A 21274-nucleotide genomic window follows, 5' to 3' on the forward strand; every position below is an offset into this window, starting at 1 on the left:
CGGCCGGGGCGGAGACACGGGGGGTTCCCCGGGAGGCGGCTGCGTCAGCTCAGGGACGCCAGCGCCTCGTTCCACGTGGCGGACGGGCGCATGACCTCGGCGGCCTTGGCCGGGTCGGGCCGGTAGTAGCCGCCGATCTCGGCCGGCTCGCCCTGGACGGCGTTCAGCTCGTCGACGATGCGCTGCTCGTTGGCGGAGAGCGTCTCGGCGAGCGGGGCGAAGGCCTTCGCCAGGTCCGCGTCGTCGGTCTGCCGGGCCAGCTCCTGCGCCCAGTACAGGGACAGGTAGAAGTGGCTGCCGCGGTTGTCGATGCCGCCGATGCGACGGGTCGGCGACTTGTCCTCGTTGAGGAAGGTCGCCGTGGCGCGGTCGAGGGTGTCGGCGAGGACCTGCGCGCGGGCGTTGCCCGTGGTCTTCGCGTACTGCTCCAGGGACGGCACCAGCGCGAAGAACTCACCGAGCGAGTCCCAGCGCAGGTAGTTCTCCTTGACGAGCTGCTGGACGTGCTTCGGCGCGGAACCGCCGGCGCCCGTCTCGAACAGGCCGCCGCCCGCCATCAGCGGGACGACCGACAGCATCTTGGCGCTGGTGCCCAGCTCCAGGATCGGGAACAGGTCGGTCAGGTAGTCGCGCAGCACGTTGCCGGTGACGGAGATGGTGTCCTCGCCGCGGCGGATGCGCTCCACCGACAGCTTGGTCGCCTCGACCGGGGACAGGATGCGGATGTCCAGGCCCTCGGTGTCGTGCTCCGGCAGGTACTGCTTCACCTTGGCGATCAGGTTGGCGTCGTGGGCGCGGGTCTCGTCCAGCCAGAACACCGCCGGGGCGCCGGTGGCGCGGGCGCGGGTGACGGCCAGCTTCACCCAGTCGCGGATCGGGGCGTCCTTGGTCTGGCAGGCGCGGAAGATGTCGCCGGCGGAGACGGTCTGCTCCAGGACGACGTTGCCGGCCTGGTCGACCAGGCGGACGGTGCCGGTGGCCGGGATCTCGAAGGTCTTGTCGTGGCTGCCGTACTCCTCGGCCTTCTGCGCCATCAGGCCCACGTTGGGCACGGAGCCCATGGTGGCCGGGTCGTAGGCGCCGTTGGCGCGGCAGTCGTCGATCACGGCCTGGTAGACACCGGAGTAGCTGGAGTCCGGCAGGACGGCGAGGGTGTCGGCCTCCTGGCCGTCCGGGCCCCACATGTGGCCGGAGGTGCGGATCATGGCCGGCATGGAGGCGTCGACGATGACGTCCGAGGGGACGTGCAGGTTGGTGATGCCCTTGTCGGAGTCGACCATCGCCAGCGCCGGGCCCTCGGCGAGCTCGGCGTCGAAGGACGCCTTGATCTCGTCGCCCTCGGGCAGGGACTCCAGGCCCTTGTAGATGCCGCCCAGACCGTCGTTCGGGGTCAGGCCGGCCGCGGCGAGCTTCTCGCCGTACTTCGCGAACGTCTTCGGGAAGAAGGCGCGCACCACGTGACCGAAGATGATCGGGTCGGAGACCTTCATCATCGTGGCCTTCAGGTGCACCGAGAACAGCACGCCCTCCTGCTTGGCCCGGGCGACCTGCGCGGCCAGGAACTCGCGCAGCGCGGCGACCCGCATCACGGAGGCGTCGACGACCTCGTCCTTGAGGACGGGGACGGACTCGCGCAGCACCGTGGTGGTGCCGTCGTCGCCGACGAGCTCGATGCGCAGCGCGCCGTCCTCGGCGATGACGACCGACTTCTCGGTGGAGCGGAAGTCGTTCTCGCCCATGGTCGCCACGTTGGTCCTGGACTCGGGGGTCCAGGCGCCCATGCGGTGCGGGTGGGTCTTGGCGTAGTTCTTCACCGAGGCGGGGGCGCGACGGTCGGAGTTGCCCTCACGCAGGACCGGGTTCACCGCCGAGCCCTTGACCTTGTCGTAGCGGGCGCGGATCTCGCGCTCCTCGTCGGTCTTCGGGTCGTCCGGGTAGTCCGGCAGCGCGTAGCCCTGGCCCTGCAGCTCGGCGATCGCGGCCTTGAGCTGCGGGATCGACGCCGAGATGTTCGGCAGCTTGATGATGTTGGCCGCGGGCGTCTTGGCCAGCTCACCGAGCTCGGCGAGGGCGTCCGGGATGCGCTGGTCCTCGGTCAGGTACTCCGGGAACACGGCGATGATGCGCCCGGCCAGCGAGATGTCCCGCGTCTCCACGGCGACACCCGCCTGCGAGGCGTACGCCTGGACCACCGGCAGGAAGGAATACGTCGCCAGGGCCGGGGCCTCGTCAGTGTGCGTATAGATGATGGTCGAGTCAGTCACCGGGTGCTCCGCTCCACGTCTGCAACATTGCTCGACATCAAGATATCTCGTGATCGACCTCGGCTCGACAGGGGTCCGGGCCGATTTCCGGACGAGCCCCCGCCCCCGCTCCGGCGGGCGGCCCCGGCCGGCTGCCCGCCGGGCGACGCGGCCGGGCCGGCCGGATGGTCCGGCAGGGCGGCCCGCCCTGCCGGGAGGGCCGGGGGACGGCACCGGGCGGGCGGTGCCGGCGTCCCGGTCAGATCGGCGTGCCGGTGGTCATGTCGTCCGGCTCCGTCCCGGTGCCGCGCTGCTGCGGGATGACCACCGCGCCCTGCTGGAGCGCCACCGTCCGCGCGGGCGACGGGATCCGGATGCCCTCGTCGCGGTAGCGCCGGTGCAGGCGCTTGATGAACTCGTGCTTGATCCGGTACTGGTCGCTGAACTCGCCCACGCCCAGGATCACGGTGAACCCGATGCGGGAGTCGCCGAAGGTGTGGAAGCGCACCGCCGGCTCGTGCTCCGGCACGGCGCCGGTGATCCCGGTCATCACCTCGGCGACGACCTCCTTCGTCACCCGCTCCACCTGCTCCAGGTCGCTGTCGTACGACACCCCGACCTGCACCAGGATGGTCAGCTGCTGCTCGGGGCGCATGAAGTTGGTCATGTTGGTCTTCGCCAGCTGCGCGTTGGGGATGACCACCAGGTTGTTGGACAGGTTGCGGACGGTCGTCTGGCGCCAGTTGATGTCCTCGACGTAGCCCTCCTCGCCGCTGCTCAGCTGGATGTAGTCACCGGGCTGCACGGTCTTGGAGGCGAGGATGTGGATGCCCGCGAAGAGGTTGGCGAGCGTGTCCTGCAACGCGAGCGCGACCGCCAGGCCGCCGACGCCGAGGGCGGTGAGCAGCGGGGCGATGGAGATGCCCAGGGTCTGCAGCCCCACCAGGAAACCGATCGCCAGGACCAGGATCCGGGTGATGTTCATGAAGATGGTGGCCGATCCGGCGACGCCGGAGCGGGACTGGGTGACCGAGCGCACCAGGCCGGCCACCACCCGTGCCGCCGACACGGTCGCGGCGAAGATGACCAGCACCGTCAGCGTCTGGTTGACGTTGTGCTGCACGGTCCGGGTCAGCGGCAGCGCCGCCGCCGCGAAGGCCGCGCCGCCCGCGACCGCCGCCCACGGCGCGATCATGCGCAGGGCGTCCACGAGGACGTCGTCCCCGCGCCAGTTGGTGCGTTCGGCGTGCCGGCCGAGCCAGCGCAGCAGCATCCGCAGCAGGAACGCCGCCAGCAGGCCGGCGGCGAGGGCGATTCCGGCGTACACCAGATCGTCCACGGTGAGCGCGCGGGTCACCGCTCACCTCCGGCGAACGCCCTGGCCGACGGCCGTATGTGAAGTCGTGTCACGTGTCGTCACCTGCTCGATTTCCGGGAAGTACGGTGTGCCGGAGCCGTTCTGACCTGCGGTCGGCACGATCGCACATCCTGCCGTATCCACGCGGTCCGTCCGCACCGTGCCCGTCCGGATCCCGCCGTCCCCGGCCCCCGCCCGGCACATCGGGGCCGGCCGGGCCGTCCGGCCCCGGGACCCGCCCCGCTGCGCCGCTCAGATCACCCTCAGCCGCACCAGGACGCCCAGCGTCACCGCGCCCGGCAGCAGCGGCAGCCACACCGTGATGACCCGGAAGGCCAGCACCACCGCCGTGGCCACCGCGGCGGGGCCGCCCACCGCCACCAGCGCCACGACCAGCGCCGCCTCCACCGAGCCGAGCCCGCCCGGTGTGGGCACCAGCGCGACCGCGACCGTCGCCGCCAGGTACGCCAGCGCCATGTGGGCGGGCGGCACCGGCAGCCCGAGCGCCCGGCCCACCAGCACCAGCGCCGCCGCCTGCAGCGCGGGGAAGGCCAGCGCCCCGCCCCACAGCGCCAGCGCCCGGGACGGCCGGGCGTGCACCGACCGCGCCTCGCCCAGCGCGGTGCGCAGGAAGGCCGACACGGCCGTGCGCAGCCGCCGTACGGACACCAGCACGCCCGCCGCGGCGACCGACACCGCGCCGGCCGCGAGCAGCAGTGGGCCGAACGCGCCCTCGGGCAGCAGGGAGCCGAGCCGCAGCGCGTCCGGGAACGCGACCAGCAGGGCGCCCAGCAGGGCCACCCGGCCGACGGACTCCGCCAGCAGATACAGCGCGAGCGCGGCCGAGGAGCGGACCGGCGACAGCCCGCACACCGTCATGAACCGCAGGTTGACCGCGCTCGCCCCCAGCCCGGTGGGCAGCAGGTGGTTCGCCGCGCCCGCCGCGAACTGCGCGGCCAGCAGCCGTCCTCCGGGCAGCCGTTCCAGGACCGCGCCCTGCCGGGTGCACGCAGCGGCCACCCAGGTCAGGCAGGTCGCGCCCACCGCGGCCAGCAGCCAGGGCCACCGGGCGGTGGCCAGATGGGCGAAGCCGTCGGCCAGCACCGACCGGTGCCGCACCGCGACCACGGTCACGAGCAGCAGCGGAAGCACACACAGGATCCGGCGGATCGTCCGCGTCACGTCCACGGAGTCTCTCCGCCGCACGCCAACGGCGGGTTGCGGCGGTCCGGACGGCGGCTTACGGCACGGCCTACCCCCGGGAAGCGGCCGGCGGCACGGCGAGGAGCCGCCCTTGACCTCAACCATGCTCGAGGTTCTAGGTTTCTTTTCATGAGCATGGAGACCACAGCGTGGATGCAGCTGCACAGCGTCATGAACGCCCAGGACGAACGCCGTCCCTTCGCGCGGTCGACGCTCCGGCGCATCGGCGCCTTCGCGCGCCCGCACCGCCGCCGTATCACCCTGTTCGTCCTGCTCGGCACGGCGACCGCGCTGCTGGCCGTCGCCACGCCCGTCCTCGCCGGGCGCGTCGTGGACGCGATCGTGTCCGGCGGCGACGAGGCCGTGGTCGTCCGCCTGGCCCTGCTCATCGCGTTGATCGCGGTGGTCGAGGCCGCCCTCGGCGTGCTCGGCCGCCGGCTGTCGGCGGCGCTCGGCGAGGACCTCATCCTCGATCTGCGGACGGCGGTGTTCGATCATGTGCAGCGCATGCCGGTCGCGTTCTTCACACGTACCCGTACGGGAGCGCTCGTCTCCCGTCTCAACAACGACGTCATCGGCGCCCAGCGGGCCTTCAGCAACACCCTGTCCACCGTGGTCGGCAACCTGGTCACCCTGCTGCTCACCCTCGCCGTGATGCTCACCCTGTCCTGGCAGATCACCCTGCTCGCCCTGGTGCTGCTGCCGGTGTTCGTGGTCCCGGCCCGGCGCATGGGCCGCCGCATGGCCCGGATGCAGCGCGAGGCCGCCGCCCTGAACGCGGCCATGGGCACCCGGATGACCGAGCGCTTCTCCGCGCCCGGCGCCACCCTGGTCAAACTCTTCGGCCGCCCCGAGCAGGAGTCGGAGGAGTTCGCGGAGCGCGCCCGCCGGGTCCGCGACATCGGCGTACGGACCGCCACGGCCCAGACGGTGTTCATCACCGCCCTCACCCTCGTCTCCGCCCTGGCCCTGGCCCTGGTCTACGGACTCGGCGGCCGGCTCGCCCTGCGCGGCGCCCTGGAGCCGGGCGCGGTCGTGGCACTGGCGCTGCTGCTGACCCGCCTGTACGCGCCGCTGACCTCGCTCGCCGGGGCGCGGGTGGAGGTGATGAGCGCCCTGGTCAGCTTCGAGCGGGTCTTCGAGGTGCTGGACCTGAGGCCCCTCATCGAGGAGAGGCCCGACGCGCGCGAGGTCCCCGACGGACCGGTGTCCGTCGAGTTCGACGACGTCCGCTTCGGCTACCCGTCCGCCGACAAGGTCTCCCTGGCCTCGCTGGAGGAGGTCGCCTCCCTCGACACGCGAGGCGGCGCCGAAGTCCTGCACGGCGTCTCCTTCCGCGCCGAGCCGGGGCAGACCGTCGCCTTGGTCGGCTCCTCCGGCGCCGGCAAGTCGACCGTCGCCCAGCTGCTGCCGCGCCTGTACGACGTCGACGCGGGCGCCGTGCGCGTGGGCGGCGTCGACGTCCGGGACCTGACCGCCGCCTCCCTGCGCGACACCCTCGGCATGGTGACCCAGGACGGTCACCTCTTCCACGACACGGTCCGCGCCAACCTGCTGCTGGCACGCCCGGGGGCGGGCGAGCCCGAGCTGTGGGACGCGCTGCGCCGGGCCCGCCTCGACACCCTCGTGCGGTCCCTGCCCGACGGCCTGGACACGGTGGTCGGCGAACGCGGCTACCGGCTCTCCGGCGGCGAGCGCCAGCGCATGACCATCGCCCGGCTGCTGCTGGCCCGGCAGCGCGTCGTCATCCTGGACGAGGCCACCGCCCACCTGGACAACACCTCGGAGGCCGCGGTCCAGGAGGCGCTCACGGAGGCGCTGGAGGGCAGGACGGCGATCGTGATCGCCCACCGCCTGTCCACCGTCCGCGCCGCGGACCTCATCCTGGTGATCGAGGCCGGCCGCGTCGTGGAGCGCGGCACCCACGAGGAACTGCTGGCGGCCGGCGGCCGCTACGCCGAGCTGCACCGCACCCAGTTCGCCCCCCGGCCGGGGGACCACGAGCGGGACCGCGGCCGCGGCACGCCGGCGGCGGCGTAGGGCCCGCGCGGACCCCGCGCGCGAACCCCCCGGGTGGAACTGCTCCCGGCCCCCGGTCGCACCACGGCGCCGCCGCCCCCGGGACCGGGGCCGGCGGCGCCGTCTCCGCGTGCGCGGCGGCTCCCCGGCGGGAACCGCCCGGCGTCACTTCCCCCGGCCGGCGGCCTCGGCCCGGTCCGGGCGCTGCCCGGCACCCGACTGCGCGGCTCCGGAACCGTCGTGCCCGCGCCCGCCGCGACCGCGGCCACCCCTGCCACCGCCCCCGTGCGCGTCGAGCTCGACGGCGAGCGGTGAGGCGGTCAGGACCGACGAGTACGTGCCCACGAGCACGCCGATCAGCAGGGCGAGCGCGAAGTCGGTGAGCGAGTCACCGCCCAGCACGGCCAGCGCGGCCAGGATGAAGACCACACCGATGCCGGTGTTGACCGTGCGGGGCACCGTCTGGAGGATCGCCCGGTTGGCGGACCGGGCCAGGGGCGCCTTGCGGTCCTTGGCCCACAGTTCCCGGACGCGGTCGAAGACCACGACGGAGTCGTTGACCGAGTAGCCGATCACGGTGAGCAGCGCGGCCAGGAACACCCCGTCGATCGGTTTGCCCAGCCAGGCGAAGAGGCCCGTGAGGACCACCACGTCGTGGGCCAGGGTGGCGACCGCCGCCGTACCGAACATCCAGCGGAACCGGAAGGCCAGGTACAGCAGCTGGGCGCCGAGGGCCAGGCCCAGTGCGATCAGCGCGTTGCGGCGCAGCTCGTCGCCGAGGCTCGGGCCGATCAACTCGTCGCGGACCTTCTCCGCGCCGCCGCCGATCCCGGAGAGGGCGTCGGCGACCTCGACCGCCTCGGCGTTGCTCAGCTCCTCGGTGCGCACCGTCAGCCGGTTGTCCCCCGAGGACTGGACGACGGCCTGCGGGAAGCCCGCGTCGGCCAGGGCGGCACGCGCCCGGTCCGGATCGACGGAGGTGCCGGTGGAGTACTCGATCAGACGGCCGCCCGTGAACTCGACACCGAAGTCCAGCCCGCGCACCGCGATGCCCGCGCCGGTGACGACGAGCACGAGGACGGACACCGCCAGCCAGCGGCGCGGGCGGCGCATCAGCTGCGGATCGCGGCGGGTGAGGTACGCGCGGACCCGGCCGATGGAGGCCAGACCGGTGAGCCGGGGACGGCGGTGCACCCAGCGGCGCGCCACGGCGAACTCGGCCAGCACCCGCGTGATCACCAGCGCGCTGATCATGGAGGCGAGCACACCGATGCCCAGGGTGACGCCGAAGCCCTTCACCGGACCGGAGGCGAGCAGGAACAGCAGCGCCGCCGCGATGAGCGTGGTGATGTTGGAGTCGGCGATCGCGCTGAACGCGCCCCTGAAGCCGGCGGTCAGCGCCGAGCGGCCGCTGGGCCGGTTGCGACGTCCGTACTCCTCGCGCGCTCGTTCGAAGACCAGCACGTTGGCGTCGACGGCCATGCCGATCGCCAGGACGAAACCGGCCAGACCCGGCAGGGTCAGTGTCGCGCCGAGCGCCGCCAGGGCGGCGTAGGAGATCACGCCGTAGCAGGCCAGGGCCAGCGTGGCCAGGAAGCCCATGAGGCGGTAGACGACGATGATGAACACCGCGGTCAGGGCCGTGCCGATGACGGCCGCCCGGGCGCTCGACTCGATGGCCTCGGCGCCCAGCGTCGGGCCCACGGTCCGCTGCTCCACCGTCTCGACCGGCACCGGCAGGGCGCCGCCCTCGACGAGCAGGGCCAGCTCACGGGCCTCGTCGCTGGTGAAGGAGCCGGTGATCTGGGTGGATCCACCGGTGATGCCGACGTCGCAGGAGACGGACGGGTCGACCTGCGGCGAGGAGATGATCTTGTCGTCCAGGACGATCGCGACCCGGCGCTGCGGATCGCCGGCCGGGTGGCAGGCGGCCTCGCCGGTCAGCCGGGCCCAGCCCTTGCCGTCCTCGAAGTCCACGGTGACGTGCCAGCCGGCGCCGCCCTGCTGGTCGAACTGCGTCTCGGCGCCCTCGACGTCCTGGCCGGTGAGCCTCGCGGCGCCCAGCCGGAGCCGCTCACCGGCCTCGTCGGGCAGGATCCGCTCGCCCTCGTCCTCGGGCTCGTCGGACTCCGCGGCGGCGCCGAGCACCGGGTGGACGGACAGCTGTGCGGTGCGGCCCAGGACGTCGGCGGCCCTGCGCGGGTCCTGGACGCCGGGCAGTTCGACGATGATCCGGTTCTCACCGGAACGGACGATGGTGGGTTCGGCGACACCGAGCGCGTCCACCCGGCCGCGCAGGACCTCCAGGGTGCGGTCGGTGGCCTCCCCGTCGGCCTCGGTGGTGGGGGTGGAGCGGGTCTCCAGGACGATCTGGGTGCCGCCGCGCAGATCCAGCCCCAGGCGGACCGGAACGGTGGCGGCGACGTACACGGACACGGCGATCACGACGAGCGCGAACAACGCCCTGACGCGGGCGGAGTTTTTCACGGATGCCTCCAGCAGGCACGCCGCGGCCGGCGGGCGGCGCGGCGGAGATGAAGAGGTGAAGGAAGAGGGGAAGGAACCTCAGGTGCTGGAGGCCGTGGGCGGTGCCCGGCCGAGGTCCGACGGCACGTGCGCGGTGCCGGCCGGAACGTGGCCGGACACCGGCGCGGGACGGGCCGGCCGGGGCGGGACGCGGGGGGTGTGCGCGGGGGTGAAGAGCAGCGGGCCGGCGGGCACCGTCCGCTCGCCGGCGTCGCGCTGCGGTCTGACGAGGAGGGTGGCGGTACCGATGTAGGCGTCGTCGGTGTACGGACGGGTGTCGGCCGGGTGGAACGCGGGGGAGGGCGGGGCGGGGACCGGCGGCGCGGGCACCGGGAGGACCGGTGCCGGGAGGACCGGCGCAGGGAGGGCCGACGGCGGGCCCGGGACCACGGTGGCGCGCGGTCCCGGCGGTTGCGGTGCCCCCGGGGCCGCGAGTCCCTGCGCGGACGGGGACGGGACGAGCCGGGCACCGTCGGTGAAGCCGAGCGCGAGGGTCAGCAGGACGGCGGCCAGGGCGGCGAGGACCGCGCCGGCGCGGAGCGGAAGGCGGGCGGCCGGTCCCGTCCGGTCGGCGCTCAAGGCTCGACGAGTCCGGCGCGGATGGCGTAACGGGTCAGGTCCAGGCGGTCCCGCAGGCCCAGCTTGTGCAGCAGGTTCTCCCGGTGGCGCTGCACCGTCTTGACGCTGATGAACAGCAGCTCGGCGATCTCCTTCGACGAGTGCCCCTCGGCGACCAGCTTCAGCACCTCCTCCTCGCGCGGGGTCAGCAGCTGCTCGGGGGCCTCCTCGCCGTCACGGACCCGGTCGAGGTAGTTGCGGATCAGGGCGGTGACCGCGCCCGGGTAGAGGAAAGGCTCGTCCCGCATCGCCGCGCGGCAGGCGGCGACCAGGTCGCGGTCGGCCACGGACTTCAGCACGTAACCGCTCGCGCCGGCCTTGAGCGCCTGGAACAGGTACTGCTCGTTGTCGTGCATCGTCAGCATCAGGATCCGCACGGCGGGGCGCACCGAGGCCAGCTCGCGCGCGGCCTGCAGCCCGGTGAGCCGGGGCATGGCGATGTCCAGGACGGCCAGGTCGACCTCGTGGGCGCGGGCCATGGCGATCGCCTCCGCACCGTCACCGGCCTCGGCGACCACCTCCAGGTCCGGCTCCCGGTCGAGGATGAGCCGGACACCGCGCCGCACCAGGGCGTGGTCGTCGGCGAGCAGGATCCTGATCGTGGCCGGACGGACGTCGTGGGTCATGACTGCTTCCTGACGGCGGGTGCGGCCAGCCTGATCCTCGTGCCGGCCGGTGTCGCGGAGGTGATGTCCAGTGTGGCCCCGACGAGCAGGGCCCGTTCGCGCATGCCGCGGATCCCGGCCCCCTCGCGGGCGGCACCGATGCCGCGGCCGTCGTCGCTCACCTCGAGGACGACGTGCTCGCCGACGCCGCGCAGGCTCACCTCCACGGTCCGCGCCTCGGCGTGCCGGGCGGCGTTGGTCAGGCTCTCCTGCGCCACACGGTAGATCACGAGCTCGGTCTCGTGGTCGAGCGGGGGCAGATCGGCGTCGAAGCGGCGCACCACGCGCAGCCCGGTGTGCGTGGCGAACTCGGTGGCGAGCGAGGTGACCGCGCTGACCAGACCGAGGTCGTCCAGGACGCCCGGCCGCAGCCGGCGCACCAGGCGGCGGACCTCGTCCAGGCTCTCCCGGGTGATCTCCTGCGCCTGCTGGAGTTCGCCGCGCAGCGAGCCGGACGCCTCGTCGCCGGCCCGTTTCAGGGCCAGCAGGACGGCGGTCATGCTCTGCCCGACCTCGTCGTGCAGCTCCTGGGCGATACGGCGCCGCTCGGCCTCCTGGGCGAACAGGGCGCGGGCGCTGCTCGCGGCGCGTTCCCGCTCCAGCCGCTCCAGCATGGCGTTGAACGTCCTGACGAGTTCGGCGATCTCACCACCGCCGCGCACCGGAAGGCGCTGACCGGGACGCAGCAGGTCGACGGTGGTCATCAGCCGGGTCACCCGGTCCAGTGGGGCGAGCCCGATGCGCAGCAGGGCCGCGTTGGCCACGAGCATCACGCCCAGGCCGCCCACGAGGATCACCGCCTCGGTCAGCAGCACCGGGACCGACACGGTCACCGGAGCCCACAGCAGCAGTGCGGTGGCCGTGCCCAGCACCACCGCGTTGAGCCCGAAGATCCGCCAGTACAGGGACACGGAGGTCACGCCTTCCTCTTTCTCGTCGGCCTCTACTGTCGGTCACCGTGCCGTCCGGTGCGGCCGCGGCCCCCTGGTCCCGGCGGACAGCGGCCAGCGTGCACGACCCCGGACCCCGGGGCCATGGGCCCCGCACCCCATTTCCGGCGGCCCGCCGGACCCATGTCGTACGGGGTGGGTCCTGCGACCCCGCACAGATGGGTACCGCGCCCGATGGGCCCGCGGCGGGGGAGCGGCGAAGGTGAAGACGTACCCGTCCGTCTCCGGGAGGACCCGTCATGTCGCTCGACCTGCCCCGCACCGCGCTGCGCCCCGACCACCCCGCCGCCGGCGAGATCCGTCAGCGCCTCGAACACGCCCGCAGTACGCGCCTCGCCCAGCTCAAGGCCCTGGACGAAACCGGGCAGAGTCCCGACGACCACCTCATGTCCCACCAGAAGGACGCCATCCGGCGTGCCCTCAAGGAGATCGAGGAGGCCTTCGCCCGCCTCGACGACGGCACCTACGGGATCTGCCTCGGCTGCTCGAAGCCCGTCCCGCCGGAGCGGCTGGAGATCCTTCCGCACACCCGGCACTGCGTGACCTGCCAGAGCCGCGCGGCCTGACCGCGCCCCCCGTTCCGTTCTCCCCTCCCGCTCAGCCCAAGGGGTGAAGTGGTGACCCACCAGACCATCGGTGAGCGCGGCGGGGTCCTCACCTCCGAGGACCTCGCCGCGCTGCGCGACGACCTGCACGAGCAGCGGTTGTTCCGCGAGGAGCAGTTGCGGCAGCTCGCCGCCGACCCCACGCCCCTCGCCGACGGCCCGCGCGGTGCCGGCCGGATCGAGGTCCGCGTCAAACTGGCCGCCTCCGCCCGCATGGTGCTCGCCGACGTCGAGGCGGCGCTCACCCGCATGGACACGGGCACCTACGGCACCTGCCACCTGTGCCGCCGCCCCATCCAGCGCGAACGCCTCCTGATCGTCCCGCAGGCCCGCTACTGCGCCCGCTGCCAGCAGGTGCGGGAGGCGTCGCGATGACCACGACACGGGGCATGCGCGGTGCGCCGGTGCGGCGGTGCGCCGGGGACGGAGCCCGCCGCCCGCGTCCCGCGCCGGTGCGGCGGTGCGCCGCGCGTCCCGGGCACCGGCAGCCGTACGGCCGCGGCCGCCTCCCCGGGGGTCCGGCTCCGGCGGCCGCGTTCCGCCCGGGACCCGTCCCCGCGGGTCCGTCCGCACAGGAGGCCGTCCGATGACCACCACCCGGCGTCCGCGACCGGTGCCCGCGCGGCACCTCCCCTGGCCGCTGTGCCGGCGGTGCACCGGGATCGCGCTCGACCTGGGCAGCGCCCGCACGCGCGCGTGGATCGCGGGGCGGGGAATGGTGCTCGACGTGCCGACGGTGACCTTCCCGGGCCACGGCACCCTCCACCCCGTCCGGCGCGGCACCATCGTCGACACCCCGGGTACCGCCCGGATGCTCGACCGGCTGCTCGGGCCCCGGCTGCCCCGCTTCGGCCGCCCCCTGGTCGTCGTCACGACGCCGGTCCTGGACGGGCTCGCCTTCCGGACCGAGGCCCGGACGGCCGTCGAGATCCTCCGCCCGCGCGCCGTCCTGACCGTCCCGGGCGCGCGGGCGGTGGCCCTGGCCGCCGGCGCCGACCACGCCCGGCCGCTGCTGGTCGTGGACGTCGGCGCGCACCTCACCGAGGCCGTCCTGCTCGCCGGAGGCGCGGTCACCGACGCGCGCCGCGTCGCGCTCGGCACCGGCGACCTGTCCGACGACACGGCACCGGGGCAGCTCACCGACGCCGTGGTCGACATGGTGACGGCGATGCTGCGGCAGGACCGCACCTCCCTCACCCGCGCCGCCCTGCGCCGTGGGGTCCTCCTGGCCGGCGGGGGCGCCCTGCGCCCCGACATCACCCAGGACCTCCCCGGCCGGCTCGGCTGCCCGGTGCGGCCGGTGCCGTCCCCGCACACCGCCGCCGTCCGGGGCGCCGCCCGTCTCCTCGCCGCGGCGCACCACCACCCCTCGGTCACCGGCGCCGTCTGACCGGTCCCGGCGCCCCGCACCCGTTCCACCCCCACCTGCCTGCGACCCGAGACCCCGAAGGAGCCACGACGTGGCGGGCGAGATACCACCGGCACAACCGCCTCCCGGCCCACCCCCGCGCCCCCTGCTGTGGCGCTGGCGGCGCAACCCCCTGCGCCGCCGCACCGACGTGCTCGAGGCCTGGCTCGGCCTCGGGCTGCTGCTCGCCGTACTGGCCGTGGCGCCCGTGGCCACCGTCCTGGTGGCCGACGCCGCCCACCGCCACTACGCGGACGCCGCCCGCCACCAGAACCTGACCCGGTACGAGACGACCGCGGTCCTCACCGGGGACGCCCCACGCCATCCGGAGCCGGGGTCGGACGAGGAGAGGAAGACCCGCTACCCGGTCGAGGTCCGCTTCGTCACCCGGGAGGGAAGGACCCGGACGACGCGGACGGAGGTCCCGCCGGGACTGCCCGCCGGCAACGAGGTCCGCATCTGGGTCACCGTCGGCGGCGAGGCGGCCGAACCGCCGCTGACCCGCGAGCAGATCCGCAGCCGCAGCATGGGCTGGGCGCTCCTCGCCGCCGTCGGCGTCGCCCTCACCGGCGCCGCCGCCCACGCCCTGACCACCTTCGCCCTGCGCCGCCGCAACCTGGCCGGCTGGGCCACCGCCTGGGCCGAGACGGCCCCGCGCTGGACGACACCCACCTGACCCCGGGCCCGGCGCGCCGGGCCACCGGGCCCGGGGTCAGCGGGGCCCGGGGGTGAGGGTCCCGACGCGGCGGAGGGCGGGGCCGGCCGCGACTCCCTCGTGAACTGCCGGAGCCGGGCAACGAACCCCACCCCGCACCGCCCCTTCCCGGGTTCCGGGCCGGGGCGGCGGCCGTCGTGCGGCGCACCCGACCGCACCCCACGTTGACGACGCATCAGCCGGAACGGCGGCGGAATCCGGGAGTCCGTGGGAAGGCGGCATCAACGGCCCGTAAAGATTGCCGGGTTCGGGCAATGTACCGCGACCGGTTCACATGGGAACATGCACGCACGGGGAGGCGGTCGAGCGAAAACGGGGGCCCCGATGGAATGGTTCGTGGGCCTCGGGATCGCGGGGCTGGTCCTGCTGCTGCTCTCGCTGGTCTTCGACGGGATCCTGGAGGGCGTGTTCGACGGCGTGCTGGACGGCCTGTTCGACGGGCTGCTGTCGCTGCCGGTGATCGCCGGGTTCGTGTCCATGCTCGGTTTCGGCGGCGCGATCGTGCTCGGCACGACGGGCCTGGGCGTCACGGGCGCCACGGCGACCGGCGTGGTGGCGGGTGCCGGCGCGGGCTGGCTGACGTGGAGGTTCAGCAGCGTCCTGATGCGGGACCAGACCGACGCCACCCCCCGGGGCGACGATCTCGTCGGCAGCTCCGGCTCCGTGGTGACCGCCATTCCCGCCGAGGGGTACGGCGAGGTGCTGGTGTACCTCGCCGGGCAGCCGATGAAACTGGCCGCGAAGTGCTCGGTGCCCGTGGCACGGGGCGCCGAGGTCTGGGTGGAATCGGTGCTGTCCGCGACCTCGGTCGCGGTCCGCCCGGTCGAGCGCTGACCGGTACGTCACCAAGGCTCGCCCCCTTCCCGCGTCCGTTCCCGATCCGATCCGAACCGCCGTCCCCCGGGAGGGCTGAGGGGATTCACCAGCATGAGCCCTGTACTGATCGCCGTGGTGGGAGTCGTCGTACTCCTGGTCCTGCTGGCCCTCGTGGTGGTCACCCGCTACAAGGTGGCGGGACCCAGCGAGGCGTTCATCGTCACCGGACGACGCGGCAAGAAGTCCACCGACCCCGCGACCGGCCGGGTCTTCACCGACAACAGCGGCCAGAAGGTCGTGGTCGGCGGCGGCGTCTTCGTCGTGCCCTTCGTCCAGCAGAAGTTCACCCTCGACCTGTCCAGCCGGCACATCCCGGTGGCCGTCCGGGGCGCGGTCACCCTGCGCGGCGTGAAGGCCAACCTGGAGGGCGTCGCCATCGTCAAGGTCGGCGGCACCGAGGACTCGATCCGCGCCGCCGCCCAGCGCTTCCTGCAACAGCAGGAAGGCATCGTCGGGTTCACCCAGGAGGTGCTGTCCGGCGCGCTGCGCTCCATCGTCGGGCGGATGTCGGTCGAGGACATCATCCGTGACCGCGCCGCCTTCGCGGGACAGGTCGCCGAGGAGGCCGAGGCCAGCCTGTCCGGGCAGGGCCTGGTGCTGGACGCCTTCCAGATCCAGGACATCACCACCGAGGGCTCCTACCTGGAGGACCTCGGGCGGCCCGAGGCGGCCCGCGCCCGGCAGGAGGCCGACATCGCCGAGGCCGTCGCCCGGCGCGCCTCCGAGCAGGCCCGGCTCAAGGCGGAGGAGGAGATCGCGATCGCGCAGCGCACCTTCGCCCTGAAGCAGGCCGAGATCAAGGCGGAGACGGACGAGGCCGCCGCCCGTGCCGCCGCCGCCGGCCCGCTCGCCGAGGCCGCCCGGCGGCAGGAGGTCCTGCAGGAGCAGGAGAAGGTCGCCGCCCGGCAGGCCGCGCTGACCGACCGCGAGCTGGACACCCAGGTCCGCAAGCCCGCCGACGCCGCCCGGTACCGGGCCGAGCAGGAGGCCGAGGCCCGCCGCATCGCGCTGGTCAAGGAGGCCGAGGCGGCGGCCGAGCGGGCACGGCTCACCGGTGAGGGCGAGAAGGCGCACCGCGCGGCGCTCGCCGACGCCGTGCGCATCGAGGGCGCCGCCGAGGCGGCCGCGATCGCCGCCAAGGGCGCGGCGGAGGCCGACGCCATGCACAAGAGGGCCGACGCCTTCGAGCGGTACGGCGACGCCGCGGTGCTCCAGATGCTGGTCGAGGTGCTGCCGCAGGTCGTCGGCAAGGCCGCCGAGCCGCTGGCCGCCGTGGACAAGCTGACCGTCATCTCCACGGACGGCGCGGGACAGCTTCCGCGCACGGTCGCCGACAACGTCGCCCAGGGCGTGGAACTGCTCAGCTCCACCACCGGCGTCGACCTCGCCGAGCTCCTCCAGGGCCTCGCCCGGCGCGGTACGCAGGCGCCCCCCGCCCCGGCCGAGCCGGCCAACGGCAAGGTCGGCATCACCGAGTGACCCCCTCCCGCCGCGGAGCCCGGACGCCGAGCAGGCGCCCGGGCTCCGTCGCGTTGTGCGGACGAGCCGGTTCGAAACTTTCGGCTGCCTCCGGGTGAGGTTCGGATGACTGTCGCCGATCATCGGAGCGGATTCGGCCTTGACCGGTCAAGCAGCCGCGTTGACATGGGTGGACGATGATTTCTCCGCCGGTGCGTCTCCTCCGAAGATTTCGAAACTTCTACCGAAACTGTTGACGGTTGACGCGGACAAGCCAACACTGTCCGGCGTCGACCCGCACCGCCGACCGCCACGAGGAGGCGCACCCCCATGAACGCGTTCGCCCGTCCGGGAGGCCGCAGACGCGGCCGCCCGCCGCTGAGTCTCAGAAGCACCTGGGCCGTCGTGCTGGCCGCCCTGGCCGTGATGCTCCTGCCCGGCACCGCCACCGCCGCTCCGGTCATCACGACGAACCAGACCGGCACCAACAACGGCTACTACTACTCGTTCTGGACCGACGCCCAGGGAACGGTCTCCATGGACCTGGGCTCCGGCGGCAACTACAGCACCCGGTGGAGCAACACCGGCAACTTCGTCGCCGGCAAGGGCTGGAGCACCGGCGGGCGCAAGACCGTGAACTACTCGGGCACCTTCAACCCGTCCGGCAACGCGTACCTGACGCTCTACGGATGGACCACCAGCCCGCTCATCGAGTACTACATCGTCGACAACTGGGGCACCTACCGGCCCACCGGCGAGTACAAGGGCACCGTCACCACCGACGGCGGCACGTACGACATCTACAAGACGACCCGGTACAACGCCCCCTCCATCGAGGGCACCAGGACCTTCGACCAGTACTGGAGCGTCCGGCAGTCGAAGCGCACCGGCGGCACCATCACCAGTGGCAACCACTTCGACGCGTGGGCCGGCAAGGGGATGAACCTCGGCAACCACAACTACATGATCATGGCCACCGAGGGCTACCAGAGCAGCGGCAGCTCCAACATCACCGTGAGCGAATCGGGCTCCGGCGGAGGCGGTGGCGGCGGCGGGGGCACCGGCGGCTGCACCGCGACGCTGTCGGCCGGCCAGAAGTGGGACGACCGCTACAACCTCAACGTCTCGGTGAGCGGTTCGAGCAACTGGACCGTGACGATGAGGGTGCCCTCCCCGGCGAAGGTCTCCGCGACCTGGAACACCAGCGCGTCCTACCCCGACAGCCAGACCCTGGTCGCCAGGCCCAACGGCAGCGGCAACAACTGGGGCGCCACGATCCAGGCCAACGGCAACTGGACCTGGCCGACCGTCTCGTGCAGCGCCGGCTGACCACCGTACGAGGAGGACCACCGCAGATGACCACCGGAAAACGACAGCCGGCCGCCCGGACCCTGGTGTCGGGCCTGGCCGTCGCCGCACTGACCCTGGCGGGCACCGTGACCACGACCCTCGGCGCCACCCCGTCGCACGCCGCCGCCTGCAACGGGTACGTCGGACTCACCTTCGACGACGGCCCCTCCACCAGCACCACACCGAGCCTGCTCAACGCGCTCAGGCAGAACGGGCTGCGGGCCACGATGTTCAACCAGGGCCAGTACGCCGCCGCCAACCCGTCCCTGGTCAAGGCCCAGGTGGACGCCGGCATGTGGGTCGCCAACCACAGCTACACCCACCCCCACATGACCCAGCTGAGCCAGGCACAGATGGACTCGGAGATCTCCCGCACCCAGCAGGCGATCGCGGCCGCCGGCGGCGGCACACCGAAGCTGTTCCGTCCGCCGTACGGGGAGACCAACTCGACACTGCGTTCGGTCGAGAGCAAGTACGGCCTGACCGAGGTCATCTGGGACGTCGACTCGCAGGACTGGAACAACGCGAGCACCGACGCCATCGTGCAGGCCGCCTCCCGGCTCACCGACGGCCAGGTCATCCTGATGCACGACTGGCCGGCCAACACCATCGCCGCGATCCCGCGCATCGCGCAGAACCTGGCCTCCCGGGGCCTGTGCGCGGGCATGATCTCCCCGCAGACCGGCCGCGCGGTGGCGCCCGACGGTTCCGGCGGCGGGGGAGGGGGCGGCGGTGGCGGCGGCGCGTGCACCGCGACCCTGTCCGCGGGCAGCCGCTGGAGCGACCGCTACAACCTCAACGTCGCGGTGAGCGGTTCGAGCAACTGGACCGTGACGATGAAGGTGCCGTCCCCGGCGAAGGTCTCCGCGACCTGGAACGTCAGCGCGTCCTACCCCGACGGCCAGACACTCGTCGCCAGGCCCAACGGCAGCGGGAACAACTGGGGAGTGACGATCCAGAGCAACGGCAACTGGAACTGGCCGACGGTCTCCTGCAGCGCCGGCTGACCGGCGGGCACCCGACGCACCGCACCCGTGGCGCGGCGGCCCGGTCCGCCGCGCCACGTCCCTGTCCGCGGCGCCGTTCCCGCCGAGGTGCCACGGCGGGCACACGGCCGGCTCACTCCCACGTCGCCTCACCCCGCCCGGTGGCCCGCGTGGGATCCAGGACCTCGGAATGCTCCACCGCGGATCCGGGGGCGGCCCGGCCGGGGGCGGCGGGACTGCGCGGGGACTGCCGCGGAGGCGGGGGAGAGGTGTCGCCGGGGGTTCCCGCACCGGCGGCGGGCACGCGCAGGGCCAGCAGGGCGACGTCGTCCCCACCGGGGTCGATCCGTGCCAGCAGCTCGTCGCAGAAGTCGTCCACGGTCCGCCCCGCCGTGCGCCGGGCCAGGACCGCGGCGTGGTGCCGGAGCTTGGCCAGACCGAGGTCGATGGAGCGGCCCCGGCTCTCCACCAGGCCGTCGGTGTAGAGGAGCAGGGTGGAGTCCGGGGGGAGGTCCTCGTACGCGTCGGGCCAGCTCAGATCCAGGTGCAGGACGGCGCTCATGCCGATCAGCGGTCCGTGGCCGCCGGTCAGGAAGCGCGTGTCGCCCTCGCCGGTCACCAGCAGGGGCGGCGGGTGCCCGGCGGTGACCCAGTGCAACTGCCAGGGACCGCCCTCTTCGCCCTCCACCCGGGCGAAGACGAGGGTGGCCATCGGGGCGTCGCTGGTGTGGGTCACGGCCTCGTCCAGACGGCGCATGATCAGACTGGGCGGCTCCTGGTGGTCCCAGGCCAGGGCGCGCAGCATGTTGCGGACCTCCGCCATGTGCGCGGCGGCCTGCCGGTCGTGGCCGACCACGTCCCCGATGACCAGGGCCGTGACGCCGTCGGAGAGCAGGAAGGCGTCGTACCAGTCGCCCCCGATCTCCATGGCGCTCTGCGCGGGGAGGTAGCGGGCGGCCATCCGCAGGTAGTCCACCTGGGGGAGAGGGGCGAGCAGCTGGCGCTGCATGGTCTCGGCGACGCTCCGCTGCTCGTGGTACAGCCGGATGTTGTCCATCGCCATCCCGAGGCGCCGGCCGATGTCGGACAGCAGCCTGACCTCGGCGTCCGAATGGGCGGGGGCGCTCCCGGTGCGGGCCACGGTCAGCATCCCGAAGGACCGCTGCCGGGCACGCAGCGGCACCACGACGGCCGACCGGCCGCCGAGCCGGTCGAACAGCACCCGGTGCGTGGCGGCCAGCGGGGCGTCCGGGTCCGCGGCGAGTTCCCCGGCGGTCGTCCGGACGGGCTCGTCGCCCCTCATGGCGCGTTCCACCGGCCGCAGGCTCTCCGCCGGCAACGGCGGGAACGGCCCTTCCGGGGACACCGGCCGCTCCCCGTCGCGGGCGCTGCGAAGGACGATCCGCTCCCCTTCCCCCGCCACCGCGGGACACAGGTCCAGTACGGCCCAGTCACCCATCCTCGGCACCAGCAGGCGCAGCAGCCGGCGGCCCATGCCGGAGGCGTCCACGGTGGACATGAGCAGCGCCGACACGTCCGCCACCAGGTTCAGCCGAGCGGTCAGCGCCTCCAGGGCGGCGGTGTGCGCCGCGGCCCGCTCCTCGGCCTCGCGCTGCAGGCTGAAGTCGTGGAAGACCACCACCATCCCGCTCGCGCCGCCCGTCACCCGCAGGGGAGTGGTCGACCAGATGATCGGCACGGTCGCGCCGTCGGCGCGCAGGAAGTACTCCTCGCTGCCCAGTCCCCCGGACCCGCCCCCGCGCAGGGGAGCCAGCATCGAGCACTGCTCGCGCGGCACGGGACCGCCGTCGCGCCGGCGGTGCAGCAGGTCGTGCGCGTCGTGGCCGAGCATCTCCTCCTCGGACCGGCCCAGCAGGCGCTCGGCCCAGGGGTTGACGAACGTGACGCGTCCCGAGGCGTCGACCGTGAAGACGCCCGCGCCCAGGTCGTGAAGGACCGCGTACAGGAAGGCCGCGTCCGCGACCCGGTCGGTCCCGTTCACGGCTCCACCGTCCCCTCGTCGTTTCGGACGTCCGTCCGGGACAGATGGCCTCAGCCGCCACCGCTCTGCGGGCCGTGTGCCCACAGGGGCGCGAACCATGCTCGGCGCCGGGCGCGGCGGGGGCGGGGGACGTCCGCGCGGCCCCCGCCGGACGGTCCGTCCCGCCCCGGTCCCGCTCGGGAGCGCGCTCGAAGAGGATCATGAAGGGGGAGGGGTCCGCCGGCGAGGACGCGGGTGAGCCCTTCACCGGCCGCGCCGGGCGGAGCCGGAACCCGCCGCACCGGCCGCGGCGC

General features: G+C 73.7%; 17 protein-coding genes. 9 read left to right on the forward strand and 8 right to left on the reverse strand.

Annotated features, from left to right (window positions below; translation table 11 throughout):
- Positions 1 to 44: 44 nt before the first annotated feature.
- The 3 genes from GL259_RS33345 to GL259_RS33355 all read right to left on the reverse strand — a co-directional run bounded on the left by GL259_RS33345 (position 45) and on the right by GL259_RS33355 (position 4752).
- Positions 45 to 2264 (reverse strand): NADP-dependent isocitrate dehydrogenase, encoded by a 2220-nt coding sequence (locus tag GL259_RS33345; protein WP_159536986.1) that lies wholly within the window; start codon positions 2262 to 2264, stop codon positions 45 to 47.
- A gap of 238 nt (positions 2265 to 2502) precedes the next feature.
- Positions 2503 to 3600 carry a mechanosensitive ion channel family protein gene (locus tag GL259_RS33350; RefSeq protein WP_159536987.1) on the reverse strand — a complete coding sequence of 366 codons (1098 nt, stop codon included), beginning with the start codon at positions 3598 to 3600 and terminating at the stop codon, positions 2503 to 2505.
- Positions 3601 to 3852: 252 nt separating this feature from the next.
- Positions 3853 to 4752, reverse strand: coding sequence for a YbhN family protein (locus GL259_RS33355; RefSeq protein WP_159539182.1), 900 nt, complete (start codon positions 4750 to 4752; stop codon positions 3853 to 3855).
- 186 nt (positions 4753 to 4938) lie between these two features.
- Between GL259_RS33355 and GL259_RS33360 the strand changes: the two genes are divergently transcribed.
- On the forward strand, positions 4939 to 6843 hold the full coding sequence (locus GL259_RS33360; protein ID WP_159539183.1) for an ABC transporter ATP-binding protein: 1905 nt from the start codon (positions 4939 to 4941) through the stop codon (positions 6841 to 6843).
- A gap of 144 nt (positions 6844 to 6987) precedes the next feature.
- On the opposite strand, the gene secD is transcribed toward GL259_RS33360, so the two are convergent.
- The 4 genes from secD to GL259_RS33380 form a co-directional block, all read right to left on the reverse strand.
- A complete protein-coding gene (secD, locus tag GL259_RS33365) occupies positions 6988 to 9309 on the reverse strand; it encodes a protein translocase subunit SecD (RefSeq protein WP_166461592.1) in 2322 nt (773 codons plus the stop codon).
- 78 nt (positions 9310 to 9387) lie between these two features.
- Positions 9388 to 9927, reverse strand: coding sequence for a hypothetical protein (locus GL259_RS33370; protein WP_159536988.1), 540 nt, complete (start codon positions 9925 to 9927; stop codon positions 9388 to 9390).
- The gene (locus GL259_RS33375) at positions 9924 to 10592 is read right to left on the reverse strand and encodes a response regulator transcription factor (RefSeq protein WP_159536989.1); all 669 of its coding nucleotides are present in this window, start codon (positions 10590 to 10592) and stop codon (positions 9924 to 9926) included. The genes GL259_RS33370 and GL259_RS33375 overlap by 4 nt, the downstream gene beginning before the upstream one ends.
- On the reverse strand, positions 10589 to 11542 hold the full coding sequence (locus tag GL259_RS33380) for a sensor histidine kinase (RefSeq protein ID WP_159539185.1): 954 nt from the start codon (positions 11540 to 11542) through the stop codon (positions 10589 to 10591). Before GL259_RS33380 ends, GL259_RS33375 begins: the two co-directional genes overlap by 4 nt.
- 278 nt (positions 11543 to 11820) lie before the next feature.
- Between GL259_RS33380 and GL259_RS33385 the strand changes: the two genes are divergently transcribed.
- From GL259_RS33385 to GL259_RS33420, 8 genes are all read left to right on the forward strand, one after another.
- Positions 11821 to 12147 carry a TraR/DksA C4-type zinc finger protein gene (locus tag GL259_RS33385; RefSeq protein ID WP_159536990.1) on the forward strand — a complete coding sequence of 109 codons (327 nt, stop codon included), beginning with the start codon at positions 11821 to 11823 and terminating at the stop codon, positions 12145 to 12147.
- A gap of 48 nt (positions 12148 to 12195) precedes the next feature.
- Complete coding sequence (locus GL259_RS33390) at positions 12196 to 12561, forward strand: TraR/DksA C4-type zinc finger protein (RefSeq protein ID WP_159536991.1); 366 nt, start codon at positions 12196 to 12198, stop codon at positions 12559 to 12561.
- Between the two features lie 211 nt (positions 12562 to 12772).
- The gene (locus GL259_RS33395) at positions 12773 to 13576 is read left to right on the forward strand and encodes a rod shape-determining protein (RefSeq protein WP_159536992.1); all 804 of its coding nucleotides are present in this window, start codon (positions 12773 to 12775) and stop codon (positions 13574 to 13576) included.
- Positions 13577 to 13646: 70 nt separating this feature from the next.
- Positions 13647 to 14270: a hypothetical protein gene (locus GL259_RS33400; protein ID WP_159536993.1), complete on the forward strand. Its 624-nt coding sequence runs from the start codon at positions 13647 to 13649 to the stop codon at positions 14268 to 14270.
- Positions 14271 to 14633: 363 nt separating this feature from the next.
- A complete protein-coding gene (locus GL259_RS33405) occupies positions 14634 to 15143 on the forward strand; it encodes a hypothetical protein (RefSeq protein WP_159536994.1) in 510 nt (169 codons plus the stop codon).
- 93 nt (positions 15144 to 15236) lie between these two features.
- The gene (locus tag GL259_RS33410; protein ID WP_159536995.1) at positions 15237 to 16664 is read left to right on the forward strand and encodes a flotillin family protein; all 1428 of its coding nucleotides are present in this window, start codon (positions 15237 to 15239) and stop codon (positions 16662 to 16664) included.
- A gap of 309 nt (positions 16665 to 16973) precedes the next feature.
- Positions 16974 to 17972 (forward strand): glycoside hydrolase family 11 protein, encoded by a 999-nt coding sequence (locus GL259_RS33415; RefSeq protein WP_159536996.1) that lies wholly within the window; start codon positions 16974 to 16976, stop codon positions 17970 to 17972.
- 26 nt (positions 17973 to 17998) lie between these two features.
- Positions 17999 to 19000 carry a polysaccharide deacetylase family protein gene (locus GL259_RS33420; RefSeq protein WP_159536997.1) on the forward strand — a complete coding sequence of 334 codons (1002 nt, stop codon included), beginning with the start codon at positions 17999 to 18001 and terminating at the stop codon, positions 18998 to 19000.
- A gap of 112 nt (positions 19001 to 19112) precedes the next feature.
- Here the strand turns inward: GL259_RS33420 and GL259_RS33425 are convergent, their stop codons facing one another.
- Positions 19113 to 20981 (reverse strand): SpoIIE family protein phosphatase, encoded by a 1869-nt coding sequence (locus GL259_RS33425; protein ID WP_243762461.1) that lies wholly within the window; start codon positions 20979 to 20981, stop codon positions 19113 to 19115.
- Positions 20982 to 21274: the final 293 nt, after the last annotated feature.

Origin of the sequence: Streptomyces sp. Tu 3180 (genome assembly GCF_009852415.1) — a bacterium.
Taxonomy (GTDB): Bacteria; Actinomycetota; Actinomycetes; order Streptomycetales; family Streptomycetaceae; genus Streptomyces.

What these genes read in the sequence shown, in the direction of transcription:
- GL259_RS33415 (WP_159536996.1), top strand. Translation starts at nt 16,974, where the DNA reads ATGAACGCGTTCGCCCGTCCGGGAGGCCGCAGACGCGGCCGCCCGCCG.
- GL259_RS33420 (WP_159536997.1), top strand. Translation starts at nt 17,999, where the DNA reads ATGACCACCGGAAAACGACAGCCGGCCGCCCGGACCCTGGTGTCGGGC.
- GL259_RS33395 (WP_159536992.1), top strand. Translation starts at nt 12,773, where the DNA reads ATGACCACCACCCGGCGTCCGCGACCGGTGCCCGCGCGGCACCTCCCC.
- GL259_RS33385 (WP_159536990.1), top strand. Translation starts at nt 11,821, where the DNA reads ATGTCGCTCGACCTGCCCCGCACCGCGCTGCGCCCCGACCACCCCGCC.
- GL259_RS33410 (WP_159536995.1), top strand. Translation starts at nt 15,237, where the DNA reads ATGAGCCCTGTACTGATCGCCGTGGTGGGAGTCGTCGTACTCCTGGTC.
- GL259_RS33360 (WP_159539183.1), top strand. Translation starts at nt 4,939, where the DNA reads ATGGAGACCACAGCGTGGATGCAGCTGCACAGCGTCATGAACGCCCAG.
- GL259_RS33375 (WP_159536989.1), bottom strand. Translation starts at nt 10,592, where the DNA reads ATGACCCACGACGTCCGTCCGGCCACGATCAGGATCCTGCTCGCCGAC.
- GL259_RS33405 (WP_159536994.1), top strand. Translation starts at nt 14,634, where the DNA reads ATGGAATGGTTCGTGGGCCTCGGGATCGCGGGGCTGGTCCTGCTGCTG.